Here is a 16,870-nt window from a genome sequence, read left to right as displayed (position 1 = left end):
CGGGGGCTCACAGCTCCCCCATCCGGCGGATCACGGGGGCCACCCGCTGCACTCCGTGCCGGTACGCCCCGCGGGCGGCCTCGCGGAGATGGGCGCGGAGCCGTCGGCGCAGCCGGGACTGCCCGGCCGTTTGGCGCACCTCGCCGGGCAGCGGGGTCCCGTCGGGTGCGAGGTGCTGCCGCGCGAGGATCCCGGGCAGGTACCCGGGGGCGGTGGTGAGCGTGTAGTACGGCGCGGGCGCGGGAAGCTCGGCCCGGGCCAGCAGCCCGGCGACCTTGTCCCGGGCGGCGGCGTAGGGGTCGGCCTCCGCCGGCGCGGCAACGGCGGCGGATGATCCCCGCGTCGCCGCCGGGGCGGCCTGGCCCGGGGCAGCCGGAGCCCGCACAGCGGCGCCCGGCGCAGCCGGAGCCGCGTCCGGCGCGGGCCGGGCCGGGAGCACCCCCTGGGCCGCCAGCCAGTCCGCGTCCCCCTGCGGGAGCAGACCGGCGTCGAGCTGGTCCCACGAGGCCAGGCAGCCCGAGCCGAGGAAGTGGTGGTTGCCGAGGGATTCGCGGATGCCGAGGTCGGTGAGGACGGCCGTGGGGATGGACCGGTGCAGGGACTCCAGGGCGGCGGTGGAGGAGACGGTGACGAGCAGGTCGGTGCCGTCCAGCACCTCGCCCATGTTCCCGTACACCAGCCGGCAGTTGGGCGGGAGTCCGCCGGGGAGCTTGGCGGCGAGCCGCTGGTACGGCTGCTCCTCCAGGTGCGTGGTGTGCTCCCCGGGCCGGCTGCGCAGCTTGATCAGCACCTCGCGCTCCGGGTGCAGCCGCGCGTGCCCGGCCGCCCGCTCCAGCAGGTACGCGCGGTCGGCGCGGCTCTCGGGTACGGAGGGCTGGACGGCGAAGACGACGGTGTGGGCGGACGGCGGGGTCCGGCTTCCGGCGGGCTCGTACGGGGCCCCGCCGAGGAAGGGGAGCGCGGTCTCGGTGACGGCGCCCGCGTCCGCGCCGACGCCTTCGTACACGGCGCGGAACCGCTCCGCGTCGTGCCGCGAGTTGGCGAGGACGAGGTCGGCGCCGTGCCGCAGCAGCAGCCCGTCGGCGAGCTTCTCGTACACGACACCCACGTAGCCGGTGACGAGGACGGGGCGGGCCGACGGTTCGGGCCACAGGGCGCGGGCCCCGTGCAGGACGGCCTGGACGGCCCCGCCGACGAGGGCGAGGACGACCACGTCGTACTGCTCCCGCCCGATCTCGGCGAGGAATTCGGCGCAGGTCACCTCGGCCGGCCGGTCGCCCTGGACCCCCACTTCGCCGAGCTGGCGCGCGGTGGGTGTGGCTCGGCCGCGCAGCAGGTATCCGGCGAGTCGGTGGTCGGGCACGAGACGGCGGGCGGTGAGTGCGCCCCATTTCCATCGCGTGTCGGAATCGGCGAGGACGGCGACGCGTTTGCGTTCTGGCACGCGGCAGAAGCTATTCCGCAATTTCGGTGATCGGCCCAACGAACGCACAACAGCGGGTTAACAACGCGTCGACTGAATGCGAAAGCGCGCGGGTTAACGCGCCCGCCCCGCTTCGTTCATGTGGAATCCGCATCCGGGCCATGGTGAATGCCGGACGGCGCCCTAATGTCTCGCGGGTGCCCAAGCTCTCTGTTGTCGTGCCGTTCTACAACGTGCAGACATACGCACCGGATGCCCTGAAGAGTCTCGAACTCAACGCCCGGGACGATTTCGAGTTCCTGCTCGTCGACGACTGCTCGACGGACGGGACGCCCGGCCTGCTGGAGCGGGCCGCCCGCGAGCTGCCCGGGGCGGTGCACCTCAGACACGAGCACAACGGCGGTCTGGCCACCGCCCGGAACACCGGTCTGGACGCGGCCCGCGGCGAGTACCTGGCCTTCCTGGACGGGGACGACTGGCTGGCTCCCGGCCACCTGGCCCGGACCCTGGCCGCCATCGAGGCCCTGGACTGCGACTTCGTCCGTACCGACCACGTGAAGTGCACGGGCAGGTCCCGCAGCGTCCAGCGGGTCCCGTACGGGCCGCAGTCGGTCGTCGCCGATCCGCGCTCCGCGATCCTGCCCGCCGACCGGGCCACCTCGGTGGACTACCCGTACGCCTGGGCCGGCATGTACCACCGGCGGCTGCTGGACAGCGGGGCGCTGCACTTCACCGACGGGCTGCGGACGGCGGAGGACCGGCCGTGGATCTGGCGGCTGCACCGGGAGGCCCGGTCCTTCGCCGCGGTCGGACTGCCCGGAATCTTCTACCGGCGCGGGGTCGCCACCTCGCTGACGCAAATCAAGGACGAACGGCAGCTCGATTTCATCCGCGCATTCGATCAAGTGATCTCTGATGTCACCGCGGACCGGGAATCCGACCTGCTTCTCCCGAAAGCCGTCCGAACATATTGCGCGATTATCGCGCACCATTTCGGTTCCATCGAGAGGTTCGAACCGGCCGTGGCCAGAAAACTCCGCTCGATGAGCACGGCGGCGCTCGGGCGCATGCCCCAGGACGTACTCGACCGGGTCCTGGACTCGATGGACACGGAACGCTCCACCCTGCTGCGCCGCCTGCGCGGCCGCCGCCGCGGCACGTCGGGAGCGGCCGCCTGATGCCCACGCAGATCTTCCTGGCCTCCACCCTCTACGGGGCCGCCACCCTCGCCGCGGGCATCGACGCCGGCTGCTTCCCGCCCGCCGGCCGCCGCATCCTGCTGACCAGCAACCACGCCGTCACCGCCGAGGTCAGCCCCGGCATCGCGGACATGCCGGGCTTCGCCGCCCTGCGCACCCGCTTCGACGAGGTGCTCGACTGGAACCGCGTCATCGAGCCGCAGCACCCGAGCACCTGGGCCCCGCGCGCGGAGGACGTCCCCCTGTGGGAGCGGCAGCTGCGCACCCTGTGGAGCCTGGGCGAGGACCGCGTCGAGCTGATCGTGGAGTCCCTCCAGGTACCGCCCGCCCAGACCCTGTGCCGGCTCTTCCCGGGCGCGGCGGTCGACGTCTACGCGGACGGGCTGATGAGTTACGGGCCCACGCGCTTCCGCCTCGACCCGCAGCTCGGGATGCGCGTACGGCGCGTACTGCACCTGGACCTGGTGCCGGGGCTGGAGCCGCTGCTGCTGACGGAGTTCGGGGTACGGGTCGAGCTGGTGCCGACGGAGCCGTTCCTGAAGGTCCTGGCGGAACTGCCCTCGCACGACGTGGACCTGGACGGAATCGGGGAGTCCCCGGCCCTGCTCCTGGGCCAGTACCTCTCGGCCCTCGACCTCATGACCCCGGACCAGGAGGAGGAGCTCCACGTCTCGATGGTCCGCGGCGCGCACGCCCTGGGCCACACCGAGCTGGTCTTCAAGCCGCACCCCAGCGCTCCGGCCGCCTACTCGCGCCGCGCGGAGGCGGAGGCCGAGCGGCTCGGCGCCCGCATCACCGTGATCGACACCCCGGTCCTGGCCGAGGCCCTCTACCAGCGGCTGCGCCCGGCGCTGGTCGTCGGCTGCTTCTCGACGGGCCTGCTGACCGCCGCCACGCTGTACGGGCTCCCGGTGGCCCGGACCGGTACGGACGCCATACTGGCCCGTCTGACCCCGTACCCGAACAGCAACCGCGTCCCGCTGGTCCTGGTGGACGCGCTGCTCCCCGACCTCGCGGACGCGGAGGCGGTGCGCTCCTGGACTCCCCCGACGCCCGAGCGGGTCCGGACGGAGTCGGCCGGGCTGCTGACCGCGGTCGGGTTCACCATGCAGCCGCAGATCCTCGCGGCGCGCAGGCCGGTGGCCGAGGCCTACCTGGCCCGGCATCTGACGACCCGCACCTGGCGGTACTTCACCCGCCGCCGGCTGACCGCCCTCGGCCTGCCGGGCGGCATCCCCGCCCAGCTGTCGTTCCTGCCGCGGAGCCGGGCGGTGCGGCGCGTGGCCCGGCGGCTGCGCCGCGTCCTCAGCTGAGGGGTCTCAGCTGAGGGGCCTCAGCTGACGGCGAGCTTGGCCGCGAAGCCCAGGAACAGCACGCCCGCCGCCGAGGTGGCCCCGGCCGACAGCCGCTTGCGGCGCCGGAAGGCCGCCGAGAGACGGGTGCCGCCGAAAATCAGCAGCGTCAGGTACAGGAAGCTGCCCGTCTGCAGCAGCCCGCCCAGGACCAGGAACGACACGGCCGGGTAGGCGTAGGACGGGTCCACGAACTGCACGAAGAAGGACATCAGGAAGAGGATGGCCTTCGGGTTGAACAGGCTGATCAGCAGCGCCCGCCGGTAGGGCCGCTCGGTCTCGCCCGGGTCGGCGGGGGCGGCGGCTTCCGCCTCGACCCGCGCCGCCCGCGTGCGCCACAGCGCCCAGGCGCCCCGCATCATGCCCACGGCCAGCCACGCCAGGTACCCGGCGCCGAGGAACTTCACCACGGTGAAGAGCAGCGGGCTCGCCTTGAGCAGCGCCCCGGCGCCCACGGCGGTCAGCAGCATCAGCACGGCGTCGCCGGTGAACACCCCGGCGGCGGCCTTGTACCCGGTGCGCACCCCGCGGCGGGCGGCGACGGACAGCACGTAGAGCGAGTTCGGCCCCGGCAGCAGAATGATCAGCACCAGGCCGGCGAGATAGGTAGGCAGATCGGTGACACCCAGCATGGGCAGGAGTGTCCCATAAGGACGCACCTGTCGCGCCAGTCGGTTTGGGGTGAGCGCGGTCACCAGGTGGAATCGACCGGCTCGTACGCCCCCCACACCTCCCTCAGCGTCCCGCACACCTCCCCCACCGTGGCCCGGGCCCGCAGCGCCTCCTTCATCGGGTACAGCACGTTCTCCGTCCCCGCGGCCGCCTCCCGCACCTCTGCGAGCGCCGCCGTCACCGCCGCCCCGTCCCGCTCCGCGCGCAGCCGGGCCAGCGCCGCGCACTGCCGCGCCTCGATCTCCGGGTCCACGCGCAGCGGCTCGTACGGCTCCTCCCGCTCCAGCGCGAAACGGTTCACCCCGACCACCACCCGCTCCCCGCTCTCGGTCTCCCGCGCGATGCGGTAGGCGTTCCGCTCGATCTCGCCCTTCTGGAACCCGGCCTCGATCGCGGCGACCGCCCCGCCCTGGGCCTCGACCCGCCGCATCAGGTCGAGCGCGGCCGCCTCCAGGTCGTCCGTCATCCGCTCCACCGCGTACGAGCCGGCGAAGGGATCCGCGGTGTGCGGCACGTCCGTCTCGTACGCGAGGACCTGCTGGGTGCGCAGCGCGAGGCGGGCGGACTTCTCCGTGGGCAGCGCGATCGCCTCGTCGAAGGAGTTGGTGTGCAGCGACTGCGTGCCTCCCAGTACGGCGGCCAGTGCCTGCACGGCCACCCGTACGAGGTTCAGCTCGGGCTGCTGCGCCGTCAGCTGGACCCCGGCGGTCTGGGTGTGGAAGCGCAGCATCAGCGACTTCGGATCCCGCGCCCCGAACTCCTCCCGCATGACGCGGGCCCAGATCCGCCGGGCGGCGCGGAACTTCGCGACCTCCTCCAGCAGGGTGGTGCGGGCGACGAAGAAGAAGGAGAGCCGGGGCGCGAACTCGTCGACGGCCATCCCCGCCGCCAGGGCCGTACGGACGTACGCGATGCCGTCGGCGAGGGTGAAGGCCACCTCCTGTGCGGGCGAGGCTCCCGCTTCGGCCATGTGGTAGCCGGAGATGGAGATGGTGTTCCACTTCGGGATCTCGGCCCGGCAGTAGCGGAAGGTGTCGGCGGTGAGCCGGAGCGAGGGTTCGGGCGGGAAGATGTAGGTCCCGCGGGCGATGTACTCCTTCAGCACGTCGTTCTGGACGGTGCCGGTCAGCTGCGCGCCCTCGATCCCCTGCTCCTCGGCGACCAGCTGGTAGAGCAGCAGGAGCAGCGCGGCGGGCGCGTTGATGGTCATCGAGGTGGAGACCCGGTCGAGGGGGATCCCGTCGAACAGGGTCCGCATGTCATCGATCGAGTCGATGGCGACGCCGACCTTGCCTACCTCGCCGTGCGCGAGGGGGGCGTCGGAGTCGTGGCCCATCTGCGTCGGCAGGTCGAAGGCGACGGACAGCCCGGTCCCGCCGCCCTCGATGAGCTGCCGGTAGCGCGCGTTGGACTCGGTGGCCGTGCCGAAGCCGGCGTACTGGCGCATGGTCCACGGCCGACCGGTGTACATGGTCGGATAAATCCCCCTGGTGTAGGGGAAATCGCCCGGTCCGCCCAGTTCGTCCGCCGGGTCCCACCCCGTCAGGTCGCCGGGCCCGTAGACCGGTTCGATCGGAATGCCGCTCTCGGTACGTGCCATGTGACGAAACCCTCCATAGAGCGACCGGGCCCGGGACTGATACAACGTCCCCGCTCAATCGCTTCGTAAGGCTGCGGACGACCCCTGGTCACAATGGCGCAACATCCCGGGTCCGAGTGCAACTCTCCACGCACGCGAGGCATCACCTACATACACGACGTAGAAATCGGGGGACTGCAATGCAGCGCCAGAGAGTCATAATCCGCACGATCGGGGTGGCAACCGCCGTCGCGCTCGCCGCGACCGCCTGCGGGCCGCAGAAGTCGGAGTCCGCGGGCTCCGTTTCCCCGGCCCCCTCTTCGCCCACGGCGGGCGCCACCCCCGAAGCCTCTCCGTCCACCGACGCCAAGCCGGGCGACGCCTCGCCGTCGGCCTCGCCCTCGGCGTCGGCGTCCCCGTCCGCCAAGCCTTCGCCGACGGTGAAGCAGATCATGGCCAACGGCGACGACTCCGACCAGGTGCGTGAGCTCCAGGCACGCCTGAAGCAGCTCAAGCTGATGTCGGTCGCGCCGACCGGTTTCTACGGCACGAAGACCACCGCGGCGGTCAAGTCCTTCCAGTCGAAGAACGGCCTGAACCCCACCGGTTCGGTCGACGAGGCCACCTGGAAGAAGATCCAGAGCTCCACCAAGAAGCCCACCGCCGACGAGCTGCGCCCGCCGACGGTCAACGAGGCGGACGCGCCCGACCCGCGCTGCATGGAGGGCCGGGTCATGTGCATCAGCAAGGAGAGCCGCACCCTCGCCTGGATGATCGACGGCAAGGTCGTCTCCACGATGGACGTGCGCTTCGGCTCGGAGAACACCCCGACCCGCGAGGGCGTGTTCAACGTGGGCTGGAAGGCCAAGGACTGGACGTCGACGATCTACCACACGCCGATGCCGTACGCGATGTTCTTCAGCGGCGGCCAGGCGGTCCACTACTCGGCCGACTTCGCGGCCCGCGGCTACGCCGGCGCCTCGCACGGCTGTGTGAACGTCCGGGACAAGGGGAAGCTGTCGGCCCTCTTCGACCAGGTGCAGGTCGGCGACAAGGTCGTCGTCTACTGGTGAGCCGGGCGGCGGCCGCAGGCCGGTGGTCGGAAGTTAGAGGCGCGGGCAGGGCCGGGGGAACGTGCCCCGCCCGCGCCGTTTGCGCAGAGCCCAGGGGTACGGGGGGAACCCCGGCTCATGCGCGGCCGATGACCAGTCGGCTCGCTATGTACTGCGCCACCGGTTCGAAAAGTGTTACAGGCTGCTCGGCGCGTGTCGCCGGAGGCGCACAGAGCCGGATCAGAGCCGGTCGGGCAGGGTCACCGAAGCACCCGGGAGCGCCGGTGTCGGGGTCGGAGCCTTGACCACCCCGTCACCCGTACCGCCCACGGACGGAGCCTCCAGATGCTTGCCTCCGTCGACGACCCCGTCCAGCAGTGCCCCGCAGTAGTACGGGATGCGGTCGAGGCCCCGGGCCAGGCGTGAGAGGCGCTCGCGCCGGTCGGCGTTGAGGTGGCCGGACCGGTATTCCTTGCAGAGGTCCACGGCCCGGCGCTGGTTCTCCCGGTCCTGGTCGCGGTCGTTGCCGCTGCCCGCGCTGCCGGAGACGTCCAGGGTTCCGTCCGTCTTGGGCTTGCCGTCCTTGCCCGAGCCGCCGGTGACGGACGTACCGGACGAGGGTCCGCCGGCTGACGCCGTACCGTCCACGAGCAGGCTCGGCGGCTGGGTCGTGCCCGCGGAGGCCGACGGACTCGCGCCGTCCCGCGGCTGGGTGGGCCGCAGTTGCGGGCTGAGCGTCGAGGCCCCGCCGTCGCCCGGGGTGGGCACCCCGTCGGCGCTCACCGACATCGCGGGTCCCGGACCGGCGCTGTCGTGCCGCGACTGGTCCATCAGCCCCGCGCCGGCCGCGGCGGCCAGTCCGCCGACCGCGACACTCGCCAGGGCCGCCGCCAGGCCGAACCGCACCGTCCGGGCGCGCCGGGGCGCGGGTACGCGGAGGGTGGTGGTGGCGCGGCCGAGGTCGATCAGGGGTTCGCCGGAGGAAGCCGCGGACCCGGGGCGCCCGGGCACGGCCGCGGAGGCGCCGCGCGCCGCGCGGAAGGCGGCCACGGCCGCGGCCTCACCGGGCAGTTCCCCGGTCGCGGGCGGCGGTCCGGCCAGGGCGTCGAGGGCAGCGCGCAGCCGGGCGGCTTCGCGCCGGGCCCGCGGGTCGGCGGCCGGTCCCACAGGTTCCGCCGGTTCACCGCGCAGCAGTTTGTCCGCCGCGGCTCTGTCCAGCCACCTGTCGCGCTCGTCGGCCATCACATGTCCTTCTGCGTCCGCCAACGTGAATGCGTCACACCGGTTTGTTCCACTAGGCCCCCGCCATGGCCGCGCTGTGCGGGTACGGCGTCGAGATCCCTCCCGCCCCCGCCGCCCCGTGCCTGGCCACCGGCATTATGGCCGACGCGCCGGCCCGGCCCCGCGTCCGGTACCGAGTCCGGCCCGAAGCCGCCCTCCGCGTCCTGCGCTCCGAGCAGCTCCGCGAGCTTCTTCAGACCGCGGTGGGCGGCGGTGCGCACGGCGCCGGGCCGCTTGCCGAGGGCCTCGGCCGCGCTCTTCGCGTCCAGGCCGACCACGACGCGAAGGACGACGGCCTCGGCCTGGTCCTGCGGCAGCTGCGCGATGAGCGCCATGGTCGTGCCGGTGGACAGGGACTCCATGGCCGCGCCCGCGGTGTCGCTGTCGGCGGCCCAGCCGGTGAGCTCGGTGTCGTCGCCGCCGATGGCGGGGCGGCGGCCGCGCATGCGGATGTGATCGAGGGCACGGTTGCGGGCGATGCGGGCGGCCCAGCCCCTGAAGCGGTCGGCGTCGCCGGTGAAGGAGTCGAGGTCGCGGGCGATCTGCAGCCAGGCCTCGGAGGTCACGTCTTCCGCGTCGCCGTCCCCGACGAGCGTGCGTACGTATCCGAGCAGGCGTGGGTGCACGGCGCGGTACACAGCACGGAACGCGTTCTCGTCGCCGTCCTGTGCCGCGAGCACCGCGGCGGTCAGCTCCGCGTCGTCCCCCAGCAAAGTCCCCAACCCGTTCACTGTCCTGTACGTCTGGCGCAAATCAGCACGTTACGGCTTTCCCGCACCTTCGTCCACGCGTTGTACAACGAGCAACCAATCCTGCGCGGAGCGGGGTGTGACACAAAACGCACTCAGGACGCTGACAGGGATACGGGCTTGTCGCACGAGCCCGTGACGGATGGCGGCTGGGGCCTCTCCTGTGGGGGGTGGCGGCCTCGGCCGCCTTCCCCTTTCCGATCCCGGGCGCTCGCCCGTCGAGGTCCACGGTACCCACGTCATCCTTTCGGCTCACTTCCGGGTGAAATCCCCGAATGGGTACGCCACACCCTGCCCTGCGTCTATAGCGTGGCGGTACACCCGCGCCACGCCCGAGGAGCCCCCCGCTGTCCACCCACCTTCCGGCACAGGCCCATCGGGGTTCTCACGGTTCCGGGCTGGCGCGGTTCAACGCCCTGTCCCCCGAAGCCGCCCAGGCGGCCCTGATGCACTGCTGCGGAAGCCGCCGCTGGGCACACCGGGTCGCCATGCACCGCCCTTACCCCGATCTCGACACTTTGATCGCCGCCGCGGACGAAGCCTCGTACGACCTCTCGCAGGCGGACCTGACGGAGGCGCTGGCCGCCGAGTGCTCGGAGGAGCTGGACCACGGGGCCTCGTACGCGGCGCTGCTGGCCCTCGACGCGGCCCACGCCGAGTACGAACGGAAGTTCGGCCACGCCTTCGTGATCTGCCTCGACGGGCACCCGCCGGAGGAACAGGCCGCCCATCTGCTGGCCGCGATCCGCCGCCGGATGGGGCACGAGGTGGACGAGGAGCGCTCGATCTCCGCCGACGAACTGCGCCGCGTCGCGCAGGCCCGACTGTGCGACCTGACACACTGGCTGACGTCGGCGAATGGTCTGTCCGGTGCGGAAATGGGGCTATTCGCCCCTGTCGGATAGTCCGTCCGAGCCTGTTTGATCACACCGATGGACCCCGCGCGAAGGAACCGACAAAGCGTCGCTACGATGTCCGGGGCCGGAGGACCGTACCCGGCCGGGCCCGACCGACAAAGAAGCCGGCTGGCCCCCGCCCCGCTTCCGGAGGGTTTTCCGTGCCGGCTGGAACGTTGTACCGCGGCCGGGAAGGAATGTGGTCCTGGGTGGCTCATCGAGTCACCGGCGTCCTCATCTTCTTCTTCCTGTTCGTACACGTCCTCGACACCGCACTCGTCCGCGTCTCCCCCGAGGCGTACGACGATGTCGTGGCTACCTACAAGACTCCGATCGTCGCGCTGCTGGAGTACGGCCTCGTCGCCGCAATCCTGTTCCACGCGCTCAACGGTCTCCGTGTCATCGCCGTGGACTTCTGGTCCAAGGGCCCGCGCCACCAGAAGAAGATGCTCTGGTGGGTCGTGATCATCTGGGTCGTGCTGATGGCCGGCGCCCTGTACCCCGTACTCGGCCACGCCTACCTTGAACTGTTCGGGAAGTGACACGCATGTCTTCTGACACTTCTTCCGCCAAGGTCATCAGTGACGTGGAGGGCGTGCCCCTCTACGACACCGAGAACCCGGCGCCGTACATCGAGGCCCCGCGCAAGCGCACCGGCAAGACCCCGCGCTCGACCCGCGGCAACTTCGAGATGGTCGCGTGGCTCTTCATGCGCCTCTCGGGCATCGTGCTCGTCGTCCTGGTCATCGGCCACCTGCTGATCCAGCTGGTGCTCGACGGTGGCGTCTCCAAGATCGGCTTCGCCTTCGTGGCCGGCCGCTGGGCGTCCCCGTTCTGGCAGGTCTGGGACCTGCTGATGCTGTGGCTGGCCATGCTGCACGGCGCCAACGGTCTGCGTACCGTCATCAACGACTACGCGGAGCGCGCCAACACGCGGCTGTGGCTGAAGGGCCTGCTCTACACCGCCACGGTGTTCACCATCCTTCTGGGCACGCTGGTGATCTTCACCTTCGACCCGAACATCCGCTAGGCACGGGCTGAGGCGAATCGACTCATGAAGATCCACAAGTACGACACCGTCATCGTCGGCGCCGGCGGCGCGGGCATGCGCGCCGCCATCGAGGCGACGAAGCGCAGCCGCACCGCCGTGCTGACGAAGCTCTACCCCACCCGTTCCCACACGGGCGCCGCGCAGGGCGGCATGGCCGCCGCGCTGGCCAACGTGGAAGAGGACAACTGGGAGTGGCACACCTTCGACACGGTCAAGGGCGGTGACTACCTGGTCGACCAGGACGCCGCCGAGATCCTGGCGAAGGAGGCCATCGACGCCGTCCTCGACCTGGAGAAGATGGGCCTGCCGTTCAACCGCACCCCGGACGGCACCATCGACCAGCGCCGCTTCGGCGGCCACTCCCGCAACCACGGCGAGGCCCCGGTCCGCCGGTCCTGCTACGCCGCGGACCGCACGGGCCACATGATCCTCCAGACGCTGTACCAGAACTGCGTCAAGGAGGGCGTGGAGTTCTTCAACGAGTTCTACGTCCTGGACCAGCTCCTGGTCGAGGAGGACGGCGTCAAGAAGTCGGCCGGTGTGGTCGCGTACGAGCTCGCCACCGGCGAGATCCACGTGTTCCAGGCCAAGGCCGTCATCTACGCCTCCGGCGGCACCGGCAAGTTCTTCAAGGTGACCTCCAACGCGCACACCCTCACGGGTGACGGCCAGGCGGCCTGCTACCGCCGCGGCCTGCCGCTGGAGGACATGGAGTTCTTCCAGTTCCACCCGACGGGCATCTGGCGCATGGGCATCCTGCTGACGGAGGGCGCCCGCGGTGAGGGCGGCATCCTCCGCAACAAGGACGGCGAGCGCTTCATGGAGAAGTACGCGCCGGTCATGAAGGACCTCGCGTCCCGTGACGTCGTCTCGCGCTCCATCTACACCGAGATCCGTGAGGGCCGCGGCTGCGGTCCGGCCGGTGACCACGTGTACCTGGACCTGACGCACCTGCCCCCGGAGCAGCTCGACGCGAAGCTCCCGGACATCACCGAGTTCGCGCGTACGTACCTGGGCATCGAGCCGTACACGGACCCGATCCCGATCCAGCCCACCGCGCACTACGCCATGGGCGGCATCCCGACCAACGTCGAGGGTGAGGTCCTCATGGACAACACCACCGTCGTCCCGGGCCTGTACGCGGCCGGCGAGGTCGCGTGCGTGTCGGTCCACGGCGCGAACCGCCTGGGCACGAACTCGCTGCTGGACATCAACGTCTTCGGCAAGCGCTCGGGCATCGCCGCGGCCGCGTACGCCCACGAGAACGACTACGTCGAGCTGCCGGAGAACCCGGCGCAGGACGTCGCCGACCTCGTCGAGCGGCTGCGCAACTCCACGGGCAAGGAGCGGGTCGCCGACCTGCGCCTGGAGCTCCAGGAGACGATGGACGCGTGCGTGATGGTGTTCCGTACGGAGCAGACCATCAAGACCGCGGTCGAGAAGATCGCGGAGCTGCGCGAGCGCTACAAGAACGTGTCCGTCCAGGACAAGGGCAAGCGCTTCAACACGGACCTGCTGGAGGCCATCGAGCTGGGCAACCTGCTCGACCTGGCCGAGGTCATGGCCGTGTCCGCGCTGGCGCGCAAGGAGTCCCGCGGTGGTCACTACCGCGAGGACTACCCGAACCGCGACGACGTCAACTTCATGCGCCACACCATGGCGTACCGCGAGGTTGGCGACGACGGCAAGGACTCCGTCCGGCTGGACTACAAGCCCGTCGTCGTCACCCGCTACCAGCCGATGGAGCGTAAGTACTGATGGGCACCCCGACCCTGAGCAAGACGGACCAGATGGAGGCCGCGGCCGCGGCTTCGCCCTTCATCACGGTCACGTTCCGGATCCGCCGCTACAACCCCGAGATCTCGGACGAGGCGCAGTGGCAGGACTTCCAGATCGAGATCGACCCGAAGGAGCGCGTGCTCGACGGTCTCCACAAGATCAAGTGGGACCTCGACGGCACGCTGACCTTCCGCCGCTCGTGCGCGCACGGCATCTGCGGCTCCGACGCGATGCGGATCAACGGCAAGAACAGGCTCGCCTGCAAGACGCTGATCAAGGACATCAACCCGGAGAAGCCGATCACCGTCGAGGCCATCAAGGGCCTCACGGTGATGAAGGACCTTGTCGTCGACATGGAGCCCTTCTTCCAGGCGTACCGCGACGTCATGCCGTTCCTGGTCACCACGGGCAACGAGCCGACGCGCGAGCGCCGGCAGTCCGCCGAGGACCGCGAGCGCTTCGACGACACCACCAAGTGCATCCTGTGCGCCGCGTGCACGTCCTCGTGCCCGGTGTTCTGGAACGACGGCCAGTACTTCGGCCCGGCGGCGATCGTCAACGCGCACCGCTTCATCTTCGACAGCCGTGACGAGGCGGGCGAGCAGCGTCTCGAAATCCTCAACGACAAGGACGGCGTGTGGCGCTGCCGCACGACCTTCAACTGCACCGACGCGTGCCCCCGTGGCATCGAGGTCACGAAGGCGATCCAGGAAGTGAAGCGGGCTCTCATCACCCGCCGCTTCTGATTCCCTCTCCTTGACGCGGTAAGGCCCGTACCCCTCGGGGTGCGGGCCTTACGCGTACCCGGGGGCGCGTCAGGGTCGGGTGGGGGCCGTCCCCCATGGTCGGCGGATCTTCCTCACGGCAGGCTCTCAGCCATGACGAACTCCGCGAACTCCGCCACCCGCAAGGCCCGTTGGGCCACCCTGATCGCCGCCGGCGCGGCCCTCGTATCGCTCACGGTGGCGGGCCTGCCGGCCACGGCGGCCGAGCGGACCCCGGCCCCCGTGACGGACACCGCGCGCGGGGGCAGGCCCGCCGACGGCATCGACACCGCCGCCCTCGCCGCGCTGATGGCCCCGGGCTCGGTGGCGAACGGGACCATGGTCCGGGTGGGCGGGCACGGCGGCGTGCGGTGGACCGGGGCCACCGGGCCGCTCTCGCAGGACCCGGAGGCGAACTTCCGCATCGGCAGCGTCACCAAGCTGTTCACCTCCGCCGTGGTGCTCCAGCTGATCGGCGAGGGCCGCTTCACCATGGACACCCCGGTCCAGGAGATCCTCCCGGGGACCCTCCCCGCGCACTGGCAGCCGATCACCGTGGGCCAGCTGCTGAGTCACACCAGCGGGCTGCGGATGCCCTGCGTCGAGTTCGGGAAGGACGAGCACCCGACCCCGGAGCAGGTGATCGCCCACTGGACCGCCCCGGGCTGCGCCGCGCCCCAGTACCCGGTCCTCACCCAGCAGTACAACGGAGCCAACTACTTCCTCCTCGGCATGGTGATCGAGAAGGCCACCGGCCGGTCCTACGCGGACGAGGTCCAGCGCCGGATCGCCCGCCCGCTCGCCCTGCGCCACACGTACTCCCCGAAGGCCGGCGACGGCTCCCTCCCCGGCCCGGTGCTGGCCGACCCCGGCGAGATCGACCCGTGGGCCTGGGCCGAGGGCGGCATGATCTCCAACGCCCCGGATCTGGAACGGTTCATGGCCGCCCTGCTGCGCGGCCGGCTGCTGAAGCCCGCCCAGCAGCGGCAGTTGTTCACCATGCCGGCGCTCTCGGTGGGCAACACGGACCGCTTCAGCATGAGCGGCATGATGCGCAGCGAGGTCGACGGCACCGTCGTCTGGGGCAAGACCGGCTCCATGGGCCTGTCCACCAGCGGCGTGTTCGCCACCGAACGCGGCACCCGGACCGTCGTCTACTCCCTCGTTCCCGCCACCAAGGACCGTACGGAGATGCGCGTTCACCTCGGCCGCCTCATCGGGGCGGCGCTCTGACGGGGGTACAGCGCGGGGGGTCGCTGTGGAAGGATCGGCCACATGAGTGAGCAGCAGCCGAATCCTTACGCGAGCGACCCCGGCCAGGGCGGCCAGCCCGGCATGCCCGGCCCTCCGGGCCAGGGCGACTACAAGTGGGGCCCGGGTGAGGCCAGTTACGGCTACCCGCAGCCCTACCCGGCGGCGGGGCCCCCGGCCTACCAGCCGACCATGGCCGTGGGCATCCCGGCTCCCGTCCCGGCCCCGGCGCCCATGAACGGCGCCGGCGTGTCCATCGGCGACATCACGGTCGTGGGGGACCAGATCATCACGCCGTCGGGCAACATGCCCCTCAAGGGCGCGGTCTGGAACGCGACGGACTTCTCGCGCACCGAGGAGAAGATCCCGACCCACGCGATCATCCTCGCCGTCATCTTCTTCCTGTTCTGCCTCCTGGGCCTGCTGTTCCTCCTGATGAAGGAGAAGAAGACCACGGGCTACATCCAGATCTCGGTCACCAGCGGCGGCCGCCACCACTCGACGATGATCCCGGCCCAGGACCAGAACACGTACCCGTGGGTGATGTCGCAGCTCAACTTCGCCCGGTCGCTGAGCATCTGAGGGGGCGGGGGCTTCGGGGGCGGGGGCTTCGGGGGGGCGGGACCTCAGCGGGGCGGGATCAGGGACGCTGGTCGGGGGCTTCGGATTGCCGGGACCGCTCACTCGGGATCAGAGAAGATCTGGGGGTTTCCCGTCCGTCCCATCGTCTTCCGGGTCGGGCCGGTCCCTCAAGGGCGCTCCCTTCGGTCGCGTCGCTTCGCGATGGCCTTCGGCCACCCTTGACCGACCGGCCCGACCCGGAAAGCTCGAGGACAGACGGGAAGCCCCCAAAAGAACGGTCACGGGTGTTCGAGGGGCCATGCGGCCACATCAGGGATGCGGGTGCCCGCTTCCCCGAGGATCAGCCGAGCCCCATCACCGAGCCCGGCCAGGGTCGGGGGCGCGGGCACCAGCCCAACCCACACCAGACAGCGACCAGAAGCCCATCGGGTCCGGGGGCGCGCCAGATCGCTACGCGCTCCTCATTTCTTGGCGTCTCCGGGCCGTCTGGGGCTGGGAATAGGCCGCCACCGATCGCTACACAGCTGACGTGAGCCGGCGGCGAGCAGCGCGATGTGGCTGGTCACATGCCGCCCCAGGCAGCTATTTCGGTGCCGATGGCAGGCGTCTGCGGGCAGTTGGGGCACGGAAAGGCGCCCACCCGCACCGGAAGAGCGATGGCGGGTGCCTGCGGGCAGTTGGAGCGCGGAGACGCGCCCACCGGCACCGGAAGAGACCGTTGGCGGGTGTCTGCGGGCGGTCGGGACGCAAAAAGGCGGCTGCGGGACCGTGGTGCCGGATTTCTCGCTCTCCCACTCCGGGAAGTGATCCATTAGCTCTCAACTCGCGCCTAAATAGGGGCAAACTACCCGCAGTCGCCTCCCTGGAGATGTATGCGGCGATCGTGGGCGGCTTATGTCCAGCCCCAGACGGGCGGCGGACGCTTGGCCGTGAGAAGCGCGTAGCGATCTGACGCGACTGCCCGCATGGTCGACCCCGATGGGCTACTGGTCGCTGTCTGGTGCGGGCTGGGCCGCCCCGACCCGGGAATCCGCTGCATGCGGGCCCGTGTGGGTGTCCGCCCCGGCCCGCGCCCCCGACCCCGGCCGGGCTCGGTGATGGGCCCTGGCTGGCCCCGGGAACCGGGCACCCGCATCCCTGATGACCCTGCCCCTGGATATGAACACTGGTGACCGTTCTTTTGGGGGCTTCCCGTCTGTCCTCGAGCTTTCCGGGTCGGGCCGGTCGGTCAAGGGTGGAG

Annotated in this window: 15 protein-coding genes; 10 read left to right on the top strand and 5 right to left on the bottom strand. The window is 70.9% G+C overall.

Annotated elements, in window-relative coordinates; genetic code table 11:
* Positions 1-7 precede the first annotated feature (7 nt).
* The gene (locus ACGFYQ_RS33090; RefSeq protein WP_393749881.1) at positions 8-1,444 is read right to left on the bottom strand and encodes a DUF6716 putative glycosyltransferase; all 1,437 of its coding nucleotides are present in this window, start codon (positions 1,442-1,444) and stop codon (positions 8-10) included.
* A 176-nt stretch (positions 1,445-1,620) separates the two neighbouring features.
* On the opposite strand from ACGFYQ_RS33090, the gene ACGFYQ_RS33085 reads away from it, so the two are divergent.
* Both ACGFYQ_RS33085 and ACGFYQ_RS33080 read left to right on the top strand, forming a co-directional pair.
* The gene (locus ACGFYQ_RS33085) at positions 1,621-2,601 is read left to right on the top strand and encodes a glycosyltransferase family 2 protein (protein ID WP_393749880.1); all 981 of its coding nucleotides are present in this window, start codon (positions 1,621-1,623) and stop codon (positions 2,599-2,601) included.
* Positions 2,601-3,935, top strand: coding sequence for a polysialyltransferase family glycosyltransferase (locus tag ACGFYQ_RS33080; protein ID WP_393749879.1), 1,335 nt, complete (start codon positions 2,601-2,603; stop codon positions 3,933-3,935). The genes ACGFYQ_RS33085 and ACGFYQ_RS33080 overlap by 1 nt, the downstream gene beginning before the upstream one ends.
* 20 nt (positions 3,936-3,955) lie before the next feature.
* On the opposite strand, the gene leuE is transcribed toward ACGFYQ_RS33080, so the two are convergent.
* Together leuE and ACGFYQ_RS33070 are read right to left on the bottom strand one after the other, a co-directional pair.
* A complete protein-coding gene (gene leuE, locus ACGFYQ_RS33075) occupies positions 3,956-4,606 on the bottom strand; it encodes a leucine efflux protein LeuE (protein ID WP_393749878.1) in 651 nt (216 codons plus the stop codon).
* 59 nt (positions 4,607-4,665) lie between these two features.
* Entirely contained in the window at positions 4,666-6,246 is a 1,581-nt protein-coding gene (locus ACGFYQ_RS33070; protein WP_393749877.1) for a methylmalonyl-CoA mutase, read from the bottom strand.
* A 179-nt stretch (positions 6,247-6,425) separates the two neighbouring features.
* Here ACGFYQ_RS33070 and ACGFYQ_RS33065 point away from each other — a divergent pair, with 179 nt between their 5' ends.
* The gene (locus ACGFYQ_RS33065) at positions 6,426-7,298 is read left to right on the top strand and encodes a peptidoglycan-binding protein (RefSeq protein ID WP_393749876.1); all 873 of its coding nucleotides are present in this window, start codon (positions 6,426-6,428) and stop codon (positions 7,296-7,298) included.
* A 219-nt stretch (positions 7,299-7,517) separates the two neighbouring features.
* Here the strand turns inward: ACGFYQ_RS33065 and ACGFYQ_RS33060 are convergent, their stop codons facing one another.
* A complete protein-coding gene (locus ACGFYQ_RS33060) occupies positions 7,518-8,519 on the bottom strand; it encodes a hypothetical protein (RefSeq protein ID WP_393749875.1) in 1,002 nt (333 codons plus the stop codon).
* Positions 8,519-9,271, bottom strand: a complete 753-nt coding sequence (locus ACGFYQ_RS33055) for an RNA polymerase sigma factor (RefSeq protein ID WP_393749972.1) — start codon at positions 9,269-9,271, stop codon at positions 8,519-8,521. Before ACGFYQ_RS33055 ends, ACGFYQ_RS33060 begins: the two co-directional genes overlap by 1 nt.
* Positions 9,272-9,654: 383 nt before the next feature.
* Here ACGFYQ_RS33055 and ACGFYQ_RS33050 point away from each other — a divergent pair, with 383 nt between their 5' ends.
* The 7 genes from ACGFYQ_RS33050 to ACGFYQ_RS33020 all read left to right on the top strand — a co-directional run bounded on the left by ACGFYQ_RS33050 (position 9,655) and on the right by ACGFYQ_RS33020 (position 15,630).
* Entirely contained in the window at positions 9,655-10,212 is a 558-nt protein-coding gene (locus tag ACGFYQ_RS33050; RefSeq protein ID WP_393749971.1) for a 2-oxo-4-hydroxy-4-carboxy-5-ureidoimidazoline decarboxylase, read from the top strand.
* 152 nt (positions 10,213-10,364) lie between these two features.
* Positions 10,365-10,745, top strand: a complete 381-nt coding sequence (sdhC, locus tag ACGFYQ_RS33045) for a succinate dehydrogenase, cytochrome b556 subunit (protein WP_328927269.1) — start codon at positions 10,365-10,367, stop codon at positions 10,743-10,745.
* Positions 10,746-10,750: 5 nt separating this feature from the next.
* On the top strand, positions 10,751-11,233 hold the full coding sequence (locus ACGFYQ_RS33040; RefSeq protein ID WP_393749874.1) for a succinate dehydrogenase hydrophobic membrane anchor subunit: 483 nt from the start codon (positions 10,751-10,753) through the stop codon (positions 11,231-11,233).
* A gap of 24 nt (positions 11,234-11,257) precedes the next feature.
* Entirely contained in the window at positions 11,258-13,012 is a 1,755-nt protein-coding gene (sdhA, locus tag ACGFYQ_RS33035) for a succinate dehydrogenase flavoprotein subunit (protein ID WP_393749873.1), read from the top strand.
* Positions 13,012-13,779, top strand: a complete 768-nt coding sequence (locus ACGFYQ_RS33030) for a succinate dehydrogenase iron-sulfur subunit (protein WP_393749872.1) — start codon at positions 13,012-13,014, stop codon at positions 13,777-13,779. Before sdhA ends, ACGFYQ_RS33030 begins: the two co-directional genes overlap by 1 nt.
* Before the next feature lie 132 nt (positions 13,780-13,911).
* On the top strand, positions 13,912-15,030 hold the full coding sequence (locus tag ACGFYQ_RS33025) for a serine hydrolase domain-containing protein (RefSeq protein WP_393749871.1): 1,119 nt from the start codon (positions 13,912-13,914) through the stop codon (positions 15,028-15,030).
* Positions 15,031-15,072: 42 nt separating this feature from the next.
* Positions 15,073-15,630 (top strand): hypothetical protein, encoded by a 558-nt coding sequence (locus ACGFYQ_RS33020; RefSeq protein ID WP_393749870.1) that lies wholly within the window; start codon positions 15,073-15,075, stop codon positions 15,628-15,630.
* Positions 15,631-16,870 lie beyond the last annotated feature (1,240 nt).

This window comes from Streptomyces sp. NPDC048258 (assembly GCF_043201995.1).
GTDB lineage: Bacteria > Actinomycetota > Actinomycetes > Streptomycetales > Streptomycetaceae > Streptomyces.
This window is presented reverse-complemented; position numbering and strand designations above follow the sequence as displayed.